Genomic DNA, 17,986 nt, shown 5'->3' with positions numbered 1-17,986 from the left:
GGTCAGTCCTCCCCCAGAATCTGCGGCACCTTGAATCGCTGCTGCTCCTGGGCGGGCGCGCCGGAGAGCGCCTGCTCGGGGGTGAGCGACGGGCGCACCTCGTCCGCCCGCATGACGTTCGTCAGGGGCAGCGGGTGGGAGGTCGGCGGAACGTCTTGGTCGGCGACCTCGGACACGCGGGCTACCGCGCCGATGATGTCGTCGAGCTGTCCGGCGAAGTGGTCGAGCTCTTCGTCCTTCAGCTCCAGACGTGCCAGCCGTGCGAGGTGGGCGACCTCCTCGCGCGTGATGCCAGGCATGCAGCGATCCTCTGCTGGTTTCCGGTGGAGTTTTCGCCCCAATCCTATGGCGCGCGGAGTCGTGACCGCGAAACGCTTTCCGCCGGGGCCCGCCGGAGGCCGGGTGAGCTACTTCACGACCTGGCCGGAGGGCCGGTCGGCCTCCTCGGAGTCGGACGGCGAACCGTCCGACTCGCGGCGCCAGCCATGGTGCTCGCGCGCCCGCAGCCACGCCGTCGTCTCGTCCGGCGGCATCGCGGCCGCCACCAGCCAGCCCTGTACCGCGTCGCAGCCCAGGTCCCGCAGCCGCTCCCAGGTCTCGTCGTCCTCGACGCCCTCGGCGACGACGAGCAGGCCGAGGGAGTGCGCGAGGTCGAGCGTGCAGCGGACGATCTCGGCGTCCTCGGTGTCCACCGCGAGCCGCGCCACGAACGAGCGGTCGATCTTCAGCTCGCTGACGGGCAGCCGCCGCAGATGCACCAGCGAGCTGTACCCGGTGCCGAAGTCGTCCAGCGACATCTTCACGCCGTGCCCGGTCAGGCCGTTCAGCGTGTCGGCGGCCCGCTGCGGGTCCTCCAGCAGCACGTGCTCGGTGATCTCCAGCTGGAGGGAGCCCGGCGGTACGCCGTGCCGGGCCAGCCGCGCGGCGACCGCGCCGGCGAACCCGGGGGTGTGCACGTCGCGCGGCGAGACGTTCACCGCGACGGGGACCTCCAGCCCGTCCGCGCGCCACCGCGCCACCTGGCCGAGCGCGGTCTCCAGGACGTACTCGGTCAGCCGCGGCATCAGCCCGGAGGACTCGGCGATGGCGATGAACTCGTCCGGAGGGACTCTCCCGCGGTCCGGGTGCACCCAGCGCACCAGCGCCTCCAGACCGGCCACCTGGCCGTCGAAGCGCACCTTGGGCTGGTAGTGCAGCTCGACCTCGCCCGCGTCCAGCGCCCGGCGCAGATCGCCGAGGAGGCCGAGCCGGTCGGGGGTGTTGCCGTCCCGCTTGGCCTCGTAGACCTCCACCCCGCTGCGGTCCCGCTTGGCCTGGTACATCGCGACGTCCGCGCGGCGCAGCAGGCCCTCGGCGTCCAGCGCATGGTCCGGATAGACGGCGACGCCGGCGCTCGCCTCCAGCACCAGCGTCAGCCCGTCCAGGTCGAGGGGCGAGCCCAGCGCGGCCACAAGCGAACGGGCCACCCGCTGCGCGCTGGTGAGCGAGTCGGCGGTGGGCAGCAGCACCGCGAACTCGTCACCGCCCAGCCGCGCGGCCTCCGCTCCGCGGGGCAGGGCGTGCCGCAGCCGCTCGGCGATCTGCAGCAGCAGGCGGTCGCCCGCGAGGTGCCCGAGGGTGTCGTTGACCGACCGGAACCGGTCCAGGTCGATCAGGACCAGGGCGGCGCGGGAACCGACCCGTTCGGCGTCGTCCAGGGCGCTCCAGGTCCGTTCCAGCAGCCACTGCCGGTTCGGCAGGCCCGTCAGCGGGTCGCGCAGCTGCTCCTCGGCGCGCGCCCGGGCTATCCACAGCGTGGAGTCCAGGGCGATGAGCGGTACGGCGAAGAGCGGCAGCAGCAGCGGGGCGTGCTCGGCGACCACGACGATCAGCGGGGCTATGCCCACCAGTGCGATGCCGACGAGTGCCTGCCGGGTCACGGCGCGGCGCGCGATGGACGGCAGCCGGCCGTTGCGCGAGCCCATCAGGAACCACATCAGGGCGCGGGTGACCGCGAGGTACGCCAGCGCCGCGCCGAGGGCCGGCGGCAGGACCGAGAGGTCCCACTCGCCCGAGCCGCGGGGCTCGGGGACGCCGGCGGTGATGCCGAAGGCGGCAAGGCCCAGCGCGGCCGCGCCCAGGCCCAGTACGTCGATGGCGCCCTGCACCACTGCCTGCCGCCAGCGCTGCCGGCGCGCCGCGCCGACCAGGACGACGACGGACAGGCTGATGAGCGCGGCGGGCACCCAGCCGTACAGCAGCAGGACCGCGAGGGCCAGTGCGGCACCGGAGCCGGTGCCGCCGGACCAGCGGTCCCTGCCGATGGCGACGAGATGCCCGACGATGACTCCGGTCAGGACGGCCAGCGACCAGCCGATGGCGCCGCGCGGGAAGAGCGCGGCGCCGCCTCCGATCGTCATGATCACGCCCGTCACGAGCACCAGGGCGGCCGTCAGGACCACCGCGGCGGGCAACGCGGGCATGACGAGCCGCCGGAGCCGCGACGCCGTAGCGGCGCTGTCGGTCGGTTCCATTCCGATCCCTCTCACAGCCGGCTGTGCCCGCGCCACGGCAGGCGCACCCCTCAACAGTAGGCCGCAGAAGGCCGCTACGGGCAGCGATCGGCAGCGGTTGCCCGAATGCGACCCGACCACCCGTAAGCGTCTGGTATGCACCGAAGGAGTGTCTTGCTCACTCCTCCTCCGGAGGTGTGACAGCTACCGCTCGCGCGGCATCGGGGCCCTGTTCGAGCAGCACCGCGAATCCGTCATCATCCAGCACGGGGACCTTCAACTGCATAGCCTTGTCATATTTCGACCCAGGATTGTCGCCTACGACGACGAAACCGGTCTTCTTCGAGACAGATCCGGTCACCTTCGCCCCAAGACGTTGCAGCGCTTCCTTCGCGCCGTCTCTGGTGTGTGATTGGAGTGTTCCCGTTACGACGACGGTGACGCCCTCCAGCGGCCTCGGGCCTTCGTCCCCGGTGCTTTCCTCCGCCATCCGCACCCCGGCGGCCCGCCACTTCTCCACGATGTCGCGGTGCCACTCCTCCTCGAACCACTGCTTGAGCGAGGCGGCGATGGTGCCTCCGACGCCTTCGACCGCGGCCAGTTCCTCCTCGCTCGCCTCGCGGATGCGGTCCAGCGAACGGAACTCCATGGCCAGCGCCTGCGCCGCGACCGGGCCCACGTGCCGGATCGAAAGACCCGTCAGGATGCGGGCCAGCGGGCGCTCCTTGGCGGCCTGGATGTTCTCCAGCATCGCCAGGGCGTTCTTCTTCGGCTCGCCCTTCTGGTTGGCGAAGAAGGTGACGACCTTCTCCTCGCCGGTCTTCGGGTCCCGCTTGGGCAGCCCGCTGTCCGGGTCCAGGACGTAGGACTTGATGGGCAGCAACTGCTCGATGGAGAGCCCGAAGAGGTCGCCCTCGTCCCGCAGCGGCGGCTCGGCCGGCTCCAGCGGCTGGGTCAGCGCGGTCGCCGCGACGTACCCGAAGTTCTCGATGTCCAGGCTCTTGCGGCCCGCGAGATAGAACAGCCGCTCCCGCAGCTGCGCCGGGCAGCCCCGGGCGTTCGGGCAGCGCAGGTCGATGTCGCCCTCCTTGGCCGGCTGCAGCTTCGTGCCGCACTCCGGGCACTCGGCCGGCATCACGAACTCCCGCTCGCTGCCGTCCCGCAGGTCCGCCACCGGCCCCAGGATCTCCGGGATCACGTCGCCCGCCTTGCGCAGCACGACCGTGTCCCCGATGAAGACGCCCTTGGCCTTGACCACGTCCTGGTTGTGCAGCGTGGCGAACTCGACCTCGGAGCCGGCCACCATGATGGGCTCCACGACGGCGTACGGCGTCACCCGGCCCGTCCGCCCGACACCGACCCGGATGTCCAGCAGCTTGGTGTTGACCTCCTCCGGGGGGTACTTCCACGCGATGGCCCAGCGCGGCGCGCGCGAGGTCGCGCCGAGGCGGCCCTGCAGCCGGATCTCGTCGAGCTTGACGACGACGCCGTCGATCTCGTGCTCGACGTCGTGCCGGTGGTCGCCGTAGTACGCGATGAACTTGCGCACCGCGGCGAGCGAGTCGACGACCTTGTTGTGCTTGGCCGTCGGCAGGCCCCACTCGCGCAGCAGGTCGTACGCCTGGGACTGACTGTCGATGTCGAGGCCCTCACGGGCGCCGATGCCGTGCACCACCATGTGCAGCGGGCGGGTCGCGGTGACCTTGGGGTCCTTCTGGCGCAGCGAACCGGCCGCGGCGTTGCGCGGGTTGGCGAAGGGGGGCTTGCCGTCCTCCACCAGCCGGGCGTTCAGCTGCTCGAACTTCTCCATCGGGAAGAAGACCTCGCCGCGGATCTCCACCAGCTCCGGGATCCGGTCGCCCTCCAGCCGGTCCGGGATCTCCGCGATGGTGCGGACGTTCGGCGTGATGTCCTCGCCGGTGCGGCCGTCGCCGCGGGTGGCGGCGCGGGTCAGCCGGCCGTGCTCGTACGTCAGGTTGACCGCCAGGCCGTCGACCTTCAGCTCGCACAGGAAGTGGTACCCGGCGGACTTGGGGTCGCCCCCCAGCTCACCGGCCAGCCGCTCCGCCCAGGCCGCCAGCTCCTCGTCGTCGAAGGCGTTGTCCAGCGAGAGCATCCGCTCGCGGTGGGCGACCTCCGTGAACTCCGTCTCGTAGGCCCCCGCGACCTTCTGGGTGGGCGAGTCGGGCGTCCGCAGCGGCGGGTGCTCCTCCTCCAGCTTCTCCAGGGAGCGCAGCAGCTTGTCGAACTCCGCGTCGCTGACGATCGGCGCGTCCTTGACGTAATACCGGAAGCGGTGCTCCTCGATCTGCTCCGCGAGCCGCTGATGCCGCTCGCGCGCCTCCGAGGGCACGTCGGCTCCCGCCGCGCCGTCCCCCGCCTGTCCGGTCTGCTCTTCGCCGGCCACCGTCTGTCCTCCCGTGTCCTTGAGTGCGCTCACTCAGGGTTGTCCGCGAGCGATCCCGCCGCCCGGACGCAATGGGCGAGCACCTTACGGGCATAGTCGGGCGAAGCGCCCGCGAGCCCGCACGCGGGAGTGATCACCACGGACTCGCTGAGAGTCCCCGGATTCAGCCCCAGCCTGCGCCACAGCGTCCTGACACCCATGACGCTACCGGCAGGGTCTGACAATGGGCCGTCAGTGCCCGGCACGACCCCGGCGAAGAGTGTCGTACCGCCCTCGACCGCCTCCCCGATCGCTTCGTCGTCACGCTCGGTGAGCAGAGAGAAGTCGCACGCGATCCCGGCGGCGCCGGCGCGGCGCAGCAGCGCGAAGGGGACGTCCGGCGCGCAGGAGTGCACGACGACGGGGGTGCCGTCCTCCTGCGCACCGCCGGCCGCGCCGGTCCCGGCCGCTCCCGCCGCGTCGATGATGTCGCGGAGCGCGCCCTCGACGACGGCGCGGTCCACGGCGCTGTGCGTCCGGTAGCCGCTCGCGGTCTTCACGCTGCCGCGCAGCACGGCGGTCAGCGACGGCTCGTCGAGCTGGAGCACGATCCGCGCGCCGGGCACCCGCCGCCGTACGTCCGCGAGATGCCCGCGCAGCCCCTCCGCCAGCGAGGCGGTCAGGTCCCGGCAGGCGCCCGGGTCGCTCAGCGCGGCCTCGCCGTTGCGCAGCTCCAGTGCGGCGGCCAGCGTCCACGGCCCGACGGCCGAGACCTTCAGCGCGCCCTCGTACCCCTGCGTGAACTCCTCCAGGGCGTCGAGGTCCTCGCCGAGCCAGGAGCGGGCGCGGCGGGTGTCGCGGCCGGGCCGGTCGCTGATCCGCCAGCCGCTGGGCTCCACGTGCGCGTACACCTCGACGAGCAGCCCGGCGGTCCGGCCGATCATGTCGGCGCCGGGCCCGCGGGCGGGCAGCTCGGGCAGGTACGGCAGCCGTTCGAGGGAGCCGGTGACGGTTTTCGCGGCCTCCCGCGCGTCACCGCCGGGCATCGACCCGATACCGGTGGCCGCGCCGGCGCTCCAGGGGGTGGTGGTCTTGTCGCTCACGCGTCCGACCCTATGTGCCCGAAGGGCGTTGCCGTGTCCGTGCCCCGGGGCACGCGGCCGCGCGCCCCGGGAGCGGGGCTCAGCGCCCCGGGCGCACCGAGAGGTCGGTGATCTCCGCGTCCCGGGGGAGGTCGAGGGCGGTGAGGACCGTCGTCGCGATCGACTCCGGGTCGATCCAGCGGCCCGGGTCGTACTCCTTGCCCTCCTGCTGGTGCACGCTGGCCTGCATGGCGGTCGCGGTGCGCCCGGGGTACACGGAGGTGACGCGGACGCCGTTCTCGTGCTCCTCGGCGCGCAGCGCGTCCGCGAGTGCCTTCAGGCCGTGCTTGCTGGCCGCGTACGCGCCCCACTGCGGGTTCGCGCGCAGCCCGGCACCGGAGTTGAGGAAGATCACGTGGCCCTCCGCGAGCCGCAGCTGCGGCAGGAAGAGGCGGGTCAGCTCGGCCGGCGCGACCAGGTTGGCGGTCAGCTGGCGCTGCCAGCTCTTGGCGGGCAGGTCGGCGACCGTGCCCAGCTCGACGACGCCGGCGATGTGCAGGACGGAGTCCAGCCGGTCCGGCAGCGTCTGGTGGCCGAGCGCCCAGCCGAGCTTCTCGGGGACACCGAGGTCACCGACGACCGTGCGGGCCCCCGGGAACTGCGCGGCCAGCTCCTTGGCGCGGCCCGCGTCCCGGGCCAGCAGCCACAAGTCCTCGCCGCGGTCGGCCAGCCGCCGCGCGACCGCCGTCCCGATGCCCGATCCTGCGCCGGTGATCAAGTGCGTACCCATGGGCCCGATCCTAACGACAGGTCCGCACAAGGCGGACGTACGGGGCGGCTGATGCGCCCGGTGGCTCTCAGGCGGCGGGCGACTGCTCCGCCCGGTGCCCCTCAGGCGGCCTGGATGCCCGCCTGCTCCTCCAGGTAGGCCAGCGCGCCCACGCCGTCCTCCGCGAAGAACGCCAGCTCGGTCAGCGGCACGGGGAGGAAGTTCTCCGCCTCCATGCGCCGGAACTGCTCACGGAGGCCGTCGTAGAACCCGTTGGTGTTGAGCACGACGACGGGCTTGGCATTCAGGCCGTGCTTCTTCAGCTCCAGGATCTCGGTGGCCTCGTCCAGGGTGCCGGTGCCGCCGACCATCACGACGATGGCGTCGGCGCGGGCCAGGAGCGCGGCCTTGCGCTCGGCGAGGTCCGCGGTGATCACCATCTCGTCGGCGCCCGCGCGCGCCTTGTGGGCCAGGAACTCCACGGAGATGCCGATGAGCCGGCCGCCGTTCTCCTGCACGCCGTCGGCCATGACCTTCATCAGGCCGGTGTCCGAGCCGCCCCAGACGAGGGCGTGGCCGCCCTTGCCGATCAGCTCGGCGAACTCACGGGCGGGGGTGGTGTAGCGCTCGTCGAGGTCGGCGGCGGAGCAGAAGACGCAAATGTTCATACTGCAACCATACGGGCGGGGGCGGCGCCACAGGTACGCGCGGGGAGGCTCGGGACGGCGCCACAGGTGGGCGGGGACGGCGCGCACCGCCCCCGCCCCCCAGCCGCATCGGGGGGCCGGTTACGGCCGCGTACTAGATCAGGCCCTGCGCCAGCATCGCGTCGGCGACCCGCTCGAAGCCGGCGATGTTGGCGCCCGCCACGTAGTCGCCCGGGTGCCCGAACCGCTCCGCCGTCTCGAAGCACGTGGCGTGGATGTCGCGCATGATGGCCGCGAGCTCGCCCTCGGCGCGCTCGAACGTCCACGTCTCGCGCGCGGCGTTCTGCCGCATCTCCAGGGCGCTCGTCGCGACGCCGCCCGCGTTGGCCGCCTTGCCGGGCCCGAAGGCCACGCCGGCCTCCCGGAACACGGTGATCGCGCCCGGCGTGGTGGGCATGTTCGCGCCCTCCGAGACCGCCTTGACGCCGTTGCGCACCAGGACCCGCGCGGCGTCCTCGGCCAGCTCGTTCTGGGTGGCCGAGGGCAGCGCCACGTCCACGGGGACGTCCCACACGGACCCGCCGGGCACGTAGGTCGCCGAGGACCCGCGCCGCTCCGCGTACTCGCTGATGCGGCCGCGCTCGACCTCCTTGATCTGCTTCAGCAGGTCGAGGTCGATGCCCTTCTCGTCCACCACGTAGCCGCCGGAGTCCGAGCAGGTCAGCACGTTCGCGCCGAGCTCCTGGGCCTTCTCGATGCTGTAGATCGCGACGTTGCCGGAGCCGGAGACCGAGACCTGCAGGCCGTCCAGGTCCTCGCCCCGCTGCTTGAGCATCTCCACGGTGAACAGCACGTTCCCGTAGCCGGTGGCCTCCGTGCGGGCGCGCGAGCCGCCCCAGTCCAGGCCCTTGCCGGTGAGCACACCGGCCTCCCAGCGGTTGGTGATCCGCCGGTACTGGCCGAAGAGGTAGCCGATCTCACGGCCGCCGACGCCGATGTCACCGGCCGGTACGTCGGTGTGCTCGCCGAGGTGGCGGTGCAGCTCGGTCATGAAGGACTGGCAGAACCGCATGACCTCGGCGTCGGAACGGCCGTGCGGGTCGAAGTCGCTGCCGCCCTTGCCGCCGCCGATGTTCAGGCCGGTCAGCGCGTTCTTGAAGATCTGCTCGAAGCCGAGGAACTTCACGATGCCGAGGTTGACCGAGGAGTGGAAGCGCAGGCCGCCCTTGTACGGGCCGAGCGCGCTGTTGAACTCCACCCGGAAGCCCCGGTTGATCTGCACCCGGCCCCGGTCGTCCAGCCACGGCACCCGGAACATGATCTGCCGCTCCGGCTCCACGAGCCGCTCCAGTACGCGGGCGTCGGCGAACTCGGGACGCGCCGTGAGCACCGGCTCCAGCGTCTCCAGGACCTCCAGGGCCGCCTGGTGGAACTCCGGTTCCCCGGGATTGCGCCGGACCAGCTCGGCATGGAGCGCGGCCGGCCCGGCCCCATGGACCCCGGCCTTGTCCTCCGTATGCACGGTCACGTTGACTCCCTTTCGATCAGCAGCCGTTGTCGTCCCGTCGCCCCCGCGACTCTACGTCCCCGCCCGCCACGGGCGGTATCCGGTCTCCGCAAACCCTGGCGGAATCCCGGACGACGTGCGTATGCGCCCGCCGCCGCGTTGCCTCCGTCCCTGGGCAGCGGGACGCTGGAGACATGCAAGACCGGGCCCGTCCGGTACCCCTGAAGGAGCACCCGCCCGGCCGGAAAGGGGTTCCCATGCGAATGATGCTGAAGGTCCAGCTGGACACACCGACGGCCAACGACGCCATCAGGAACGGCACGCTGCCGAAGACCATGGAGAACGCGCTGACGGCCCTCCGCCCCGAGGCGGCCTATTTCACCACCGAGAACGGCTGCCGCACCGCGTACATCTTCTTCGACATGCAGGACCCGTCGCAGATGCCGAAGACCGGGGAGCCGTTCTTCCTGGAGCTCGGCGCCAAGGTCCAGTACTCGCCGGTCATGAACGCGGAGGATCTCCGCAAGGGCCTCGCGGCCCTCGGAGCCGACGGCTAGCCACCACTCACCGGCGGGCTGCCGCCGCCCGGCAGTCCGCCACCCGCAGGGCATCCCCCAGAGCCGCCACCAGACAGCGCGCCAGGTACCGGAACTCGATCTCCGTCGCCTTCGGGTCGGCGAGCATCGCGCGCGCGTGGCACAGCAGCTCCTCCCCCATCCCCAGCTGGATCTCCTCGACGCTGTCGGCGAGCGCCGACACGGGTCCGGAACCGTCGGTGGAGAGATAGCAGGGACGGCCGTCGACGGTCGTCCAGGGCAGCAATCGAAGGCCGACCGCGGGCGCCTCACCAGGGTTTTCCTCAGTCATGGACCGATTGTCGGTGGCGGCGATTACTCTCTGTACTGGATCGGCTCCGTTGTGCGGAGGCGTACGGCGAGTGTGCGATCCGTGCGATGCGGTACGACCAGCGTCAGCGGAGGTGCCCGATGACCCGGACCAACGAGCCCCCGATCAGCCTGCTGATCTTCGGGAAGCAGTCCCGCTTCCTGCGCGAGAAACGCGAGATGACGCGGCGCGAGCTGTCCGCGCTCATCCCGTACTCCGAGTCCTTCATCGCGATGGTCGAACGCGGTGAGAGACCCCCGAAGGTGGGCTACGTGAACGCGGTGGACGCGGCCCTGGGCGCGAACGGCCTCCTGAGCGTGCTGGCCCCCGAGGTGGCCGAGAAACATCACCCGGCGTGGGCGGAGGAATACGTCAAACTCCAGGCGGAGGCGCTGGCGTTGCACGTGTACTCCACGCATTTCCTGCACGGGCTGTTACAGACGGAGGAGTACGCGCGGGCGGTGTTCCGGTCGCGGCGGCCGAGCCTCAACGATGAGGGAATCGAGAAGGCCGTCCAGGCGCGACTGGCTGCACAGAAGCTGCTCACGCGCGAGCCACCTTGTCGGATGACGTTCGTACTGGAAGAGCCCACACTGCTGCGGAAGATCGGCGGCCAGTCCGTGTGGGAAGGCGAGTTGCTGAACCTTCTCGACATCTCGCAACTGCACAACGTTCAGCTTCAGGTCATGCCGCTCGCCAGGGAGACTCACGCGGGGGTGGACGGCGCGATGACCTTGCTCGAAACCCCGGACCACCACACGGTCGGCTACGTGGAAGGCCAACAGGGAAGTTATTTCCTGACTGAGCCCGAAGACATCAGTGTGCTGAGCCACCGCTACGGCACACTGCGGTCACAGGCCCTCGATGCCGAGGCGTCGCGAGCCTTCATGCAACGCCTGCTGACAGGAGAGTCATGAACGTCGAACTGACGTGGTTCAAGAGCAGCTACAGCGGCGGCGATGGCGAAGCCTGCATCGAAATCGCCATCGCCTGGCGGAAGTCCAGCTACAGCGGCAGCGAAGGCGAAGCCTGTGTGGAGGTCGCGTCCTGCCCCGATGCGATACACGTCCGGGATTCCAAGGACACCTCACGCCCCCACTTCAGCGTCTCCCCGGGCGCATGGGCGGAGTTCGTCGCGTACGCGCGGGGCACGAGGGAGGCGGCCGGCTGACCGTGCGGCGGTGCGGCGGTGTCAGACCGCCTCACCGCCTCACCGCCCCACCGCGCCGCAGGCGCGCCACGCGCTACGCGCTCTCGTTCAGTACGGCGAAGTCGACCGTCACCTCGTCGCCCCGCACTCCGGTCACGGAGATCGTCATCGGCTTGCGCTTCCCGTCGAAGACGGCGGTGCACTCCACGCTCTCCGACTGCTTCGCGCGCAGCCCGCCCTCGCAGCTCACCGATTCCGGTCCCTCGTCGCGCAGCGGACGGCCGTAGTCCTCCACCGCGTGCTTCTCGACCTCCGCGCGCGGCACCACGTGGTCCGCTCCGTTCGCGGTGAGGACCGCCCCGTCGGTGTTCATGTTCAGGGCGGTCACCGCGCCCAGCGCCACTACGGCGACGGCGGCCAGGGCCATGGCAATGCGCTTCATACGTCGTTCCTCGAATCCCGTTCCGGCCGGTCCGGCCGCGATCCGCACCGGAGAGCGCCAGGGCACTGGCGGTGCACGCCCGGGGTCCCGGCCGCGGGAACAAGACTTCCGGCCGCCGCTGCTGATCCACCGCCGTACGGCTAACGGCTCACTAACGCCGCATACGGCCGGGAGCCCGGGCCGGGAACAACCGTCCGGCGGCCGCTAGCGCGCGCTCGCGGCCGTCGCGCGGCGGGTCGTCGCGATGGTCGCGGAGCCGACCACCCGCGTCCCGTCGTACAGGACGATCGCCTGGCCGGGGGCGACGCCTCGGGCGGGGGTGGTGAAGGCGACGGTGAAGCCGTCCTCGGTGGGCTCGGCGCGGACCTCGGTCTCGTCGCCGTGGGCGCGGAGCTGGGCGGTGTACGTGCCGGGGCCGGACGGGGGCGTGCCGCACCAGCGGGGGCGGATGGCCGTGAGGGCCGTCACGTCCAGGGCCTCGGCGGGGCCAACGGTGACGGTGTTGTCCACCGGGGAGATGTCCAGGACGTACCGCGGCTTGCCGTCCGCCGCCGGGGTGCCGATGCGCAGGCCCTTGCGCTGGCCGATCGTGTAGCCGTACGCACCCTCGTGCGTGCCCAGCTTCGTGCCGGACTCGTCCACGATGTCGCCCTCGGCACGGCCCAGCCGCTTGGCGAGGAAGCCCTGGGTGTCGCCGTCGGCGATGAAGCAGATGTCGTGGCTGTCGGGCTTCTTGGCGACGAAGAGGCCGCGGCGGGCCGCTTCCTCGCGGATCTCCGCCTTGGTGGTGACCGTGTCGCCGAGGGGGAACATCGCGTGGGCGAGCTGGCGCTCGTCCAGGACGCCGAGGACGTAGGACTGGTCCTTGGCCATGTCGGAGGCGCGGTGCAGCTCGCGGCTGCCGTCCTCGCGGGTCACGACCGTGGCGTAGTGGCCGGTGCAGACGGCGTCGAAGCCGAGGGCCAGCGCCTTGTCGAGGAGCGCGGCGAACTTGATCTTCTCGTTGCAGCGCAGGCAGGGGTTGGGCGTGCGCCCGGCCTCGTACTCCGCGACGAAGTCGTCGACGACGTCCTCGCGGAACCGCTCGGCGAGATCCCAGACGTAGAAGGGGATGCCGATGACGTCGGCGGCCCGGCGGGCGTCGTGCGAGTCCTCGATCGTGCAGCACCCGCGCGCGCCCGTACGGAAGGATTTGGGGTTCTCGGAGAGAGCGAGGTGCACACCGGTCACGTCGTGGCCGGCCTCGGCGGCGCGGGCGGCGGCGACGGCGGAGTCGACACCGCCGGACATGGCAGCGAGCACGCGGAGGCGGCGGGGAGCGTCAGTCATAGCCCTTCCAGAGTAGACGGAACCGCTGACACGAGTGGAAGGGGAAGGTGTCCGGCCGCCGGGCGGAACCGGGAACCGGGGGGTGAGCGTTGTTCAGCGCATGGGAGACGGTGATCACACGGGCCGCAGAGTCGTCGGCCGCCGAGCGGTACTGATCGGCGGGACGGTCGCGGTGGCGGCCGCGGGACTGGCCGCGCACGAGCGGCTGGAGCGCTGGTGGTGGCGGCTGCCCGGCCAGGAGAAACCCCGCAAGCCGGGCGCGGTCGACTACCGCGACGCGCAGTGGTCCGCCGCGTCCGGGGCGAACTGGCGGCGGGCCGACCGGCCGGACGACTACGTCATCGACCGGGTGGTGGTCCACGTCGTGCAGGGGAGCTACGCGACGGCCCTGCGGGTCTTCCGCAATCCGGATCACGGCGCGGCCGCGCACTACGTCGTGCGGAAGGACGGGCACGTCGCGCAGACCGTGCGGGAGCTGGACGTCGCCTTCCACGCGGGCAACCGGGAGTACAACGAGCGCAGCATCGGCATCGAGCACGAGGGCTTCGTCGACCGGCCGCAGGACTTCACAGCGGCGATGTACGCGAGCTCGGCGCAGCTGACCGCGGACATCTGCGCGCGGTACGGCATCCCGGCCGACCGCACGCACATCATCGGCCACATCGAGGTGCCGGGCGCCGACCACACCGATCCGGGCCCGCACTGGGACTGGGACCGCTACATGGACCTGGTGAAGGAAGCGCTGTCGCGCAACCCGGGCAAGGGGAAGGACCCGGGGAAGGCCCCGGCCTAGCGCCGGCCGCCCGGTCCTGGCGCCCAGCGCCCGGCCGCTCCGTCACGGCGGCCCGGCCACCCGGCTCCGGGCCGTCCCGCTCAGCTCAGGCCCGCGCTCCGGGCCCGTTCCACGGCCGGGCCGATCGCGTCCGCCAGGGCCGCCACGTCCTCCTTCGTGGAGGTGTGGCCGAGGGAGAAGCGGAGTGTGCCGCGCGCCAGGTCCGGGGCCATGCCGGCGGCGAGCAGGACGTGGCTGGGCTGGGCGACGCCGGCGGTGCAGGCCGAGCCGGTGGAGCACTCGATGCCCTGCGCGTCCAGGAGGAGCAGCAGGGAGTCGCCCTCGCAGCCGGGGAAGGAGAAGTGCGCGTTGGCGGGCAGCCGGCCCGCCGGGTCGGGGTCGCCGCCGAGGACGGCGTCGGGCGCGGCCGCGCGGACGGCCGTGATCAGCTCGTCCCGCAGGGCGCCGATCTCGCGCGCGAACTCCTCGCGGTGCGCGACGGCGTACCGCGCGGCCGCGGCGAAGGCGGCGACCGCGGGCGTGTCGAGGGTGCCGGAGCGGACGTGGCGCTCCTGCCCGCCGCCGTGCAGCACGGGCACGGGGGCGTACTCGCGGCCGAGCAGCAGCGCCCCGATGCCGTACGGGCCACCGATCTTGTGGCCGGAGACGGTCATCGCGGCCAGGCCACTGGCGGCGAAGTCCACCTCCACCTGGCCGACCGCCTGGACCGCGTCGGCGTGCAGCGGGATGTTGAACTCGTTCGCCACGGCGGCCAGTTCGGCGACGGGCTGGACCGTGCCGATCTCGTTGTTGGCCCACATGACGGTGGCGAGCGCGATGTCGTCGGGCCCGGCCCCGGACTCGACGGCGGCGCGGAACGCATCGGGGTGCACCCGCCCGTACGGGTCGACCGGCAGCCATTCCACGCGCGCGCCCTCGTGCTCGGCGAGCCATTCGACCGCGTCCAGCACGGCGTGGTGCTCGACGGGGCTGGCCAGTACGCGGGTGCGGGACGGCTCGGCGTCCCGGCGGGCCCAGTACAGGCCCTTGACGGCGAGGTTGTCGGCCTCCGTGCCGCCCGCCGTGAAGACGACCTCACTGGGGCGTGCGCCGAGCGAGGCGGCGAGGGATTCCCGGGCCTCCTCGACGGTACGGCGAGCACGCCGGCCGGCGGCGTGCAGCGAAGAGGCATTGCCGGTCACGGTCAGCTGGGCGGTCATCGCCTGCACCGCCTCCGGCAGCATCGGGGTGGTGGCGGCGTGGTCGAGGTAAACCATGGTGCGCACGATTCTACGAGCTTCCGAAAGGCGCACCGGGAGCGCACACCCCGCGCTCGGAGGCACCCTCCACAACCCCGGCCGGGCGCACCCCGGCCGCCGGTCAGTCCAGCAGCGCCCGCGCGAGCTGCCGGGACTGCGCGACCAGGCGGTCGTCGGCGTCCCAGACCTCGGCGTCCTCCTCCAGGAAGCCGCCGGCGAGGTTGCGGGTGGTGATCGAGACCCGGAGCGGGCCGGGCGCCGGGCGGCAGCGGATGTGGGTGGTCAGCTCCACCGTGGGGACCCAGCCCTTGAGGCCCATTTCGAAGGCGGTGGGCGGCAGCGCGTCGACCGTGAGGAGGAGGGAGAGCGGGTCGGCGTCGCGGCCGTCGGCGAGGCCGAACCAGCCGCGCATCTCGCCGTTGCCGCTGGGTGCGCCGATCGCCCAGCCGCAGGTGGCGGGGTCCAGCCGGACGTCGAGCCGGGCGGTGATCGCCGAGCTGCCGGGCAGCGCGGGGCGGCCGCCGGGCGCGGCGTCGGCGCCGAAGCACTCCGCGAGCGCCGGCATGGCGGGCGGCTTGGCGGTGGTGCGCACGTCGTCCGGCAGCGCGTCGAGGTCGCCGTACGCGGCCAGCACGCGCAGCCGCTCGACCTCGGAGCCGTCGTCCTCGAACTGGACGAGGGTCGCCGTGCCGGTGGACATGGTGCGGCCGGTGCGCACGACCTCGGTACGGATGACGGCCGGGCCCGGCCTGGACGCGGTGAGGTAGTGGGCGGTGACCGTCATCGGGTCCGGGTGCGGCAGCGCGTCACCCAGGGCGCGGCCCATCAGCGCGAGGAGGTAGCCCCCGTTGACCGCGTGGATGATCGTCCAGCCGGCCGAGAGCTCGGCGTCGTAGACGCCGGGAGAGCGGCGGACGACCGCCGTGTCGCGGTCGAACTCGCTGTTGCCTATGGTCACCTGTGCCATGCGGTGCACCGTACATGGAATTATTACCGGCCGGTAGAGGCGTCTTGACCGCCGGTCACCGGGCTGTTGCCCCGGCGCCCGGCGGCCTCCCCCGCACTGCTCCCCTACTCCGGCGCGGCCTCCGACACCTGGTCGGCCGTCCCGCCGCGGAGCGGCACATCGGACTCGAGTTCCGGGTGATGGCACGCCACCCGGTGCCCGGTGCGCAGCGCCACCAGCGGTGGTTCCGTCGTGGTGCACACCTCCGTCGCCTTCCAGCAGCGGGTGCGGAAGCGGCAGCCGGAGGGCGGGTCGATCGGTGAGGGGACGTCGCCCTTGAGCAGGATGCGGTCCCGCTCGGTGCGCCGCTTGGGATCCGGTACGGGCACGGCGGAGAGCAGTGCCTTGGTGTACGGGTGCATCGGCGCGTCGTACAGGGAGTCGCGGTCCGCCAGCTCCACGATCTTGCCGAGGTACATCACCGCGATCCGGTCCGAGACGTGCCGGATGACCGACAGGTCGTGCGCGATGATCACGTACGTCAGGCCCAGTTCTTCCTGGAGGTCGTCCATCAGGTTCACGACCTGGGCCTGGATGGAGACGTCCAGCGCGGAGACCGGCTCGTCGGCGACGACCAGCTTGGGCTTGAGGGCGAGCGCGCGGGCGATGCCGATGCGCTGGCGCTGGCCGCCGGAGAACTCGTGCGGATACCGGTTGTAGTGCTCCGGGCTCAGGCCCACCAGCTCCAGCAGCCGCTGCACCTCTTTCTTCACCCCGCCCTCGGGTTCGACGCCCTGGAGCCGGAAGGGGGTGCCGATGATCCCGCCGATGGTGTGCCGCGGGTTCAGCGAGCCGTACGGGTCCTGGAAGATCATCTGGACGTCGCGGCGCATCGGGCGCATCCCGCCGGTCGACAGGTGCGTGATGTCCCGGCCCTCGAACTCGATGCTGCCGCCGGTCGGCTCGTCCAGCCGCGTGATCAGCCGGCCCATCGTCGACTTGCCGCAGCCGGACTCGCCGACCACGCCCAGCGTCTCGCCCGGGTACACGTCGAAGTCGATGCCGTCGACCGCCTGCACCGCGCCCACCTGGCGCTTCAGCAGCCCCTTGGTGATCGGGAAGTGGCGGACCAGGCCGCGCACCTTCAGCAGCGGTGCGGCCGCATCCCCGTCGGGCGGTGCCGCCACCGTCGTGTTCTTCGCGTCAGTCGTCTCGGTCACAGCTTCGGCGCAATCTCTTCGGTCCAGATCCGCTCCCGCTCCTCCGGCGCCATGTGGCAGGCGGAGAAGTGCCCTCCCCCGCCGGCTACGCCCTCATTGGCGGCCTCGCGCAGCTCGGGGCGGACGGTACGGGTGAGGTTGTCCTTCGGCACGTCCGCGTACGGGCAGCGCGGGTTGAAGGCACAGCCGGTCGGGACGTTGATCAGGCTGGGCGGGGATCCCTTGACGGGGATCAGGCGCTCGGTCTGCGCGCGGTCGATGCGCGGCATCGAGCCGAGCAGGCCCCAGGTGTAGGGGTGCTGCGGCTCGTAGAAGACCTTTTCGGCCGGGCCGCGCTCCACGCACCGCCCGCCGTACATCACCAGCAGGTCGTCCGCGAGCTCGGCGACCACGCCGAGGTCGTGGGTGATGATGACGACGGCCGAGCCGAACTCTTTCTGCAGGTCCCGGATCAGGTCCAGGATCTGCGCCTGGACGGTCACGTCCAGCGCGGTGGTCGGCTCGTCGGCGATCAGCAGCTCGGGGTTGTTGACCAGCGCCATCGCGATCATCGCGCGCTGCCGCATGCCGCCGGAGAACTGGTGCGGATGGTCGTCCACCCGCTTGTCCGGCTGCGGGATGCCCACCCGGTCCAGCATCTCGATCGCCCGCTTGCGCGCGGTCTTCTTGTCCACGTCGTGGTGGACGCGGTACGCCTCCACGATCTGGTTGCCGACCGAGTAGTAGGGGTGCAGCGCGGACAGCGGATCCTGGAAGATCATCGCCATCTCCCTGCCGCGCAGCCGCCGTACGTCGTCGGGGTCGGCGCCGATCAGCTCCTTGCCGTCCAGCCAGATCTCGCCGGACATCCGGACCTTGCTGCGCTGCCGGCGCGAGGCCTGGTGCAGGCCCATCACGGCGAGCGAGGTCACGGACTTGCCGGAGCCGGACTCGCCGACGATGCCGAGGGTCTTGCCCTTCTCCAGCTTGAAGGAGAGGCCGTCGACGGACTTCACGACCCCGTCGTCGGTCGGGAAGTGGACCTTCAGGTCGCGTACTTCGAGGAAGGCGGTGGGTTCCGCGCCGCCCTCCGCGACGGGCTCGGCGATCGCCGACGAGCC

Annotated in this window: 18 protein-coding genes; 4 read left to right on the top strand and 14 right to left on the bottom strand. The window is 71.9% G+C overall.

The genetic code is table 11. The features are described from left to right. Window positions 1–2: 2 nt before the first annotated feature. The 7 genes from gatC to gdhA form a co-directional block, all read right to left on the bottom strand. Window positions 3–299, bottom strand: a complete 297-nt coding sequence (gatC, locus tag ABZ840_RS09595; RefSeq protein ID WP_016642027.1) for an Asp-tRNA(Asn)/Glu-tRNA(Gln) amidotransferase subunit GatC — start codon at window positions 297–299, stop codon at window positions 3–5. A gap of 108 nt (window positions 300–407) precedes the next feature. Beyond that, window positions 408–2,513, bottom strand: coding sequence for a bifunctional diguanylate cyclase/phosphodiesterase (locus tag ABZ840_RS09590; protein ID WP_361555961.1), 2,106 nt, complete (start codon window positions 2,511–2,513; stop codon window positions 408–410). A 157-nt stretch (window positions 2,514–2,670) separates the two neighbouring features. Further along, a complete protein-coding gene (gene ligA / locus ABZ840_RS09585) occupies window positions 2,671–4,899 on the bottom strand; it encodes an NAD-dependent DNA ligase LigA (RefSeq protein WP_361556581.1) in 2,229 nt (742 codons plus the stop codon). Window positions 4,900–4,928: 29 nt separating this feature from the next. After that, window positions 4,929–5,924, bottom strand: a complete 996-nt coding sequence (locus ABZ840_RS09580; RefSeq protein ID WP_361556578.1) for a methionine synthase — start codon at window positions 5,922–5,924, stop codon at window positions 4,929–4,931. Between the two features lie 136 nt (window positions 5,925–6,060). Then, window positions 6,061–6,750 (bottom strand): SDR family oxidoreductase, encoded by a 690-nt coding sequence (locus ABZ840_RS09575; protein WP_361555958.1) that lies wholly within the window; start codon window positions 6,748–6,750, stop codon window positions 6,061–6,063. Window positions 6,751–6,851: 101 nt separating this feature from the next. Continuing rightward, complete coding sequence (locus ABZ840_RS09570; RefSeq protein WP_361555955.1) at window positions 6,852–7,397, bottom strand: TIGR00730 family Rossman fold protein; 546 nt, start codon at window positions 7,395–7,397, stop codon at window positions 6,852–6,854. 133 nt (window positions 7,398–7,530) lie between these two features. After that, window positions 7,531–8,898, bottom strand: coding sequence for an NADP-specific glutamate dehydrogenase (gdhA, locus tag ABZ840_RS09565; protein WP_361556575.1), 1,368 nt, complete (start codon window positions 8,896–8,898; stop codon window positions 7,531–7,533). A gap of 242 nt (window positions 8,899–9,140) precedes the next feature. Between gdhA and ABZ840_RS09560 the strand changes: the two genes are divergently transcribed. Beyond that, complete coding sequence (locus tag ABZ840_RS09560) at window positions 9,141–9,440, top strand: hypothetical protein (protein ID WP_361555952.1); 300 nt, start codon at window positions 9,141–9,143, stop codon at window positions 9,438–9,440. Window positions 9,441–9,447: 7 nt separating this feature from the next. On the opposite strand, the gene ABZ840_RS09555 is transcribed toward ABZ840_RS09560, so the two are convergent. After that, window positions 9,448–9,750, bottom strand: coding sequence for a hypothetical protein (locus ABZ840_RS09555; RefSeq protein ID WP_361555949.1), 303 nt, complete (start codon window positions 9,748–9,750; stop codon window positions 9,448–9,450). A gap of 119 nt (window positions 9,751–9,869) precedes the next feature. Here ABZ840_RS09555 and ABZ840_RS09550 point away from each other — a divergent pair, with 119 nt between their 5' ends. Continuing rightward, a complete protein-coding gene (locus ABZ840_RS09550) occupies window positions 9,870–10,685 on the top strand; it encodes a helix-turn-helix transcriptional regulator (RefSeq protein WP_361555946.1) in 816 nt (271 codons plus the stop codon). Next, window positions 10,682–10,939 (top strand): DUF397 domain-containing protein, encoded by a 258-nt coding sequence (locus ABZ840_RS09545; protein WP_361555943.1) that lies wholly within the window; start codon window positions 10,682–10,684, stop codon window positions 10,937–10,939. Before ABZ840_RS09550 ends, ABZ840_RS09545 begins: the two co-directional genes overlap by 4 nt. A gap of 73 nt (window positions 10,940–11,012) precedes the next feature. On the opposite strand, the gene ABZ840_RS09540 is transcribed toward ABZ840_RS09545, so the two are convergent. Both ABZ840_RS09540 and mnmA read right to left on the bottom strand, forming a co-directional pair. Further along, a complete protein-coding gene (locus tag ABZ840_RS09540; RefSeq protein WP_361555940.1) occupies window positions 11,013–11,360 on the bottom strand; it encodes a DUF4333 domain-containing protein in 348 nt (115 codons plus the stop codon). 204 nt (window positions 11,361–11,564) lie between these two features. Beyond that, a complete protein-coding gene (mnmA, locus tag ABZ840_RS09535; protein WP_361555937.1) occupies window positions 11,565–12,689 on the bottom strand; it encodes a tRNA 2-thiouridine(34) synthase MnmA in 1,125 nt (374 codons plus the stop codon). Window positions 12,690–12,789: 100 nt separating this feature from the next. On the opposite strand from mnmA, the gene ABZ840_RS09530 reads away from it, so the two are divergent. Further along, entirely contained in the window at window positions 12,790–13,482 is a 693-nt protein-coding gene (locus ABZ840_RS09530; RefSeq protein ID WP_361555934.1) for an N-acetylmuramoyl-L-alanine amidase, read from the top strand. A gap of 80 nt (window positions 13,483–13,562) precedes the next feature. Here ABZ840_RS09530 and ABZ840_RS09525 read toward each other — a convergent pair whose 3' ends face one another. The 4 genes from ABZ840_RS09525 to ABZ840_RS09510 all read right to left on the bottom strand — a co-directional run bounded on the left by ABZ840_RS09525 (window position 13,563) and on the right by ABZ840_RS09510 (window position 17,974). Beyond that, window positions 13,563–14,738, bottom strand: coding sequence for a cysteine desulfurase family protein (locus ABZ840_RS09525; RefSeq protein ID WP_361556572.1), 1,176 nt, complete (start codon window positions 14,736–14,738; stop codon window positions 13,563–13,565). A 103-nt stretch (window positions 14,739–14,841) separates the two neighbouring features. After that, entirely contained in the window at window positions 14,842–15,687 is an 846-nt protein-coding gene (locus ABZ840_RS09520; protein ID WP_361555931.1) for a thioesterase family protein, read from the bottom strand. 104 nt (window positions 15,688–15,791) lie between these two features. Beyond that, window positions 15,792–16,853 carry a dipeptide ABC transporter ATP-binding protein gene (locus tag ABZ840_RS09515; protein WP_361556569.1) on the bottom strand — a complete coding sequence of 354 codons (1,062 nt, stop codon included), beginning with the start codon at window positions 16,851–16,853 and terminating at the stop codon, window positions 15,792–15,794. 29 nt (window positions 16,854–16,882) lie between these two features. Then, window positions 16,883–17,974 (bottom strand): ABC transporter ATP-binding protein, encoded by a 1,092-nt coding sequence (locus ABZ840_RS09510; protein WP_361556566.1) that lies wholly within the window; start codon window positions 17,972–17,974, stop codon window positions 16,883–16,885. Window positions 17,975–17,986: the final 12 nt, after the last annotated feature.

The organism is Streptomyces sp. NPDC047117 (assembly GCF_040643545.1).
GTDB lineage: Bacteria > Actinomycetota > Actinomycetes > Streptomycetales > Streptomycetaceae > Streptomyces.
Note: the sequence above shows the minus strand (reverse complement) of the source record. Positions and strands in the feature narration are given on the sequence as shown.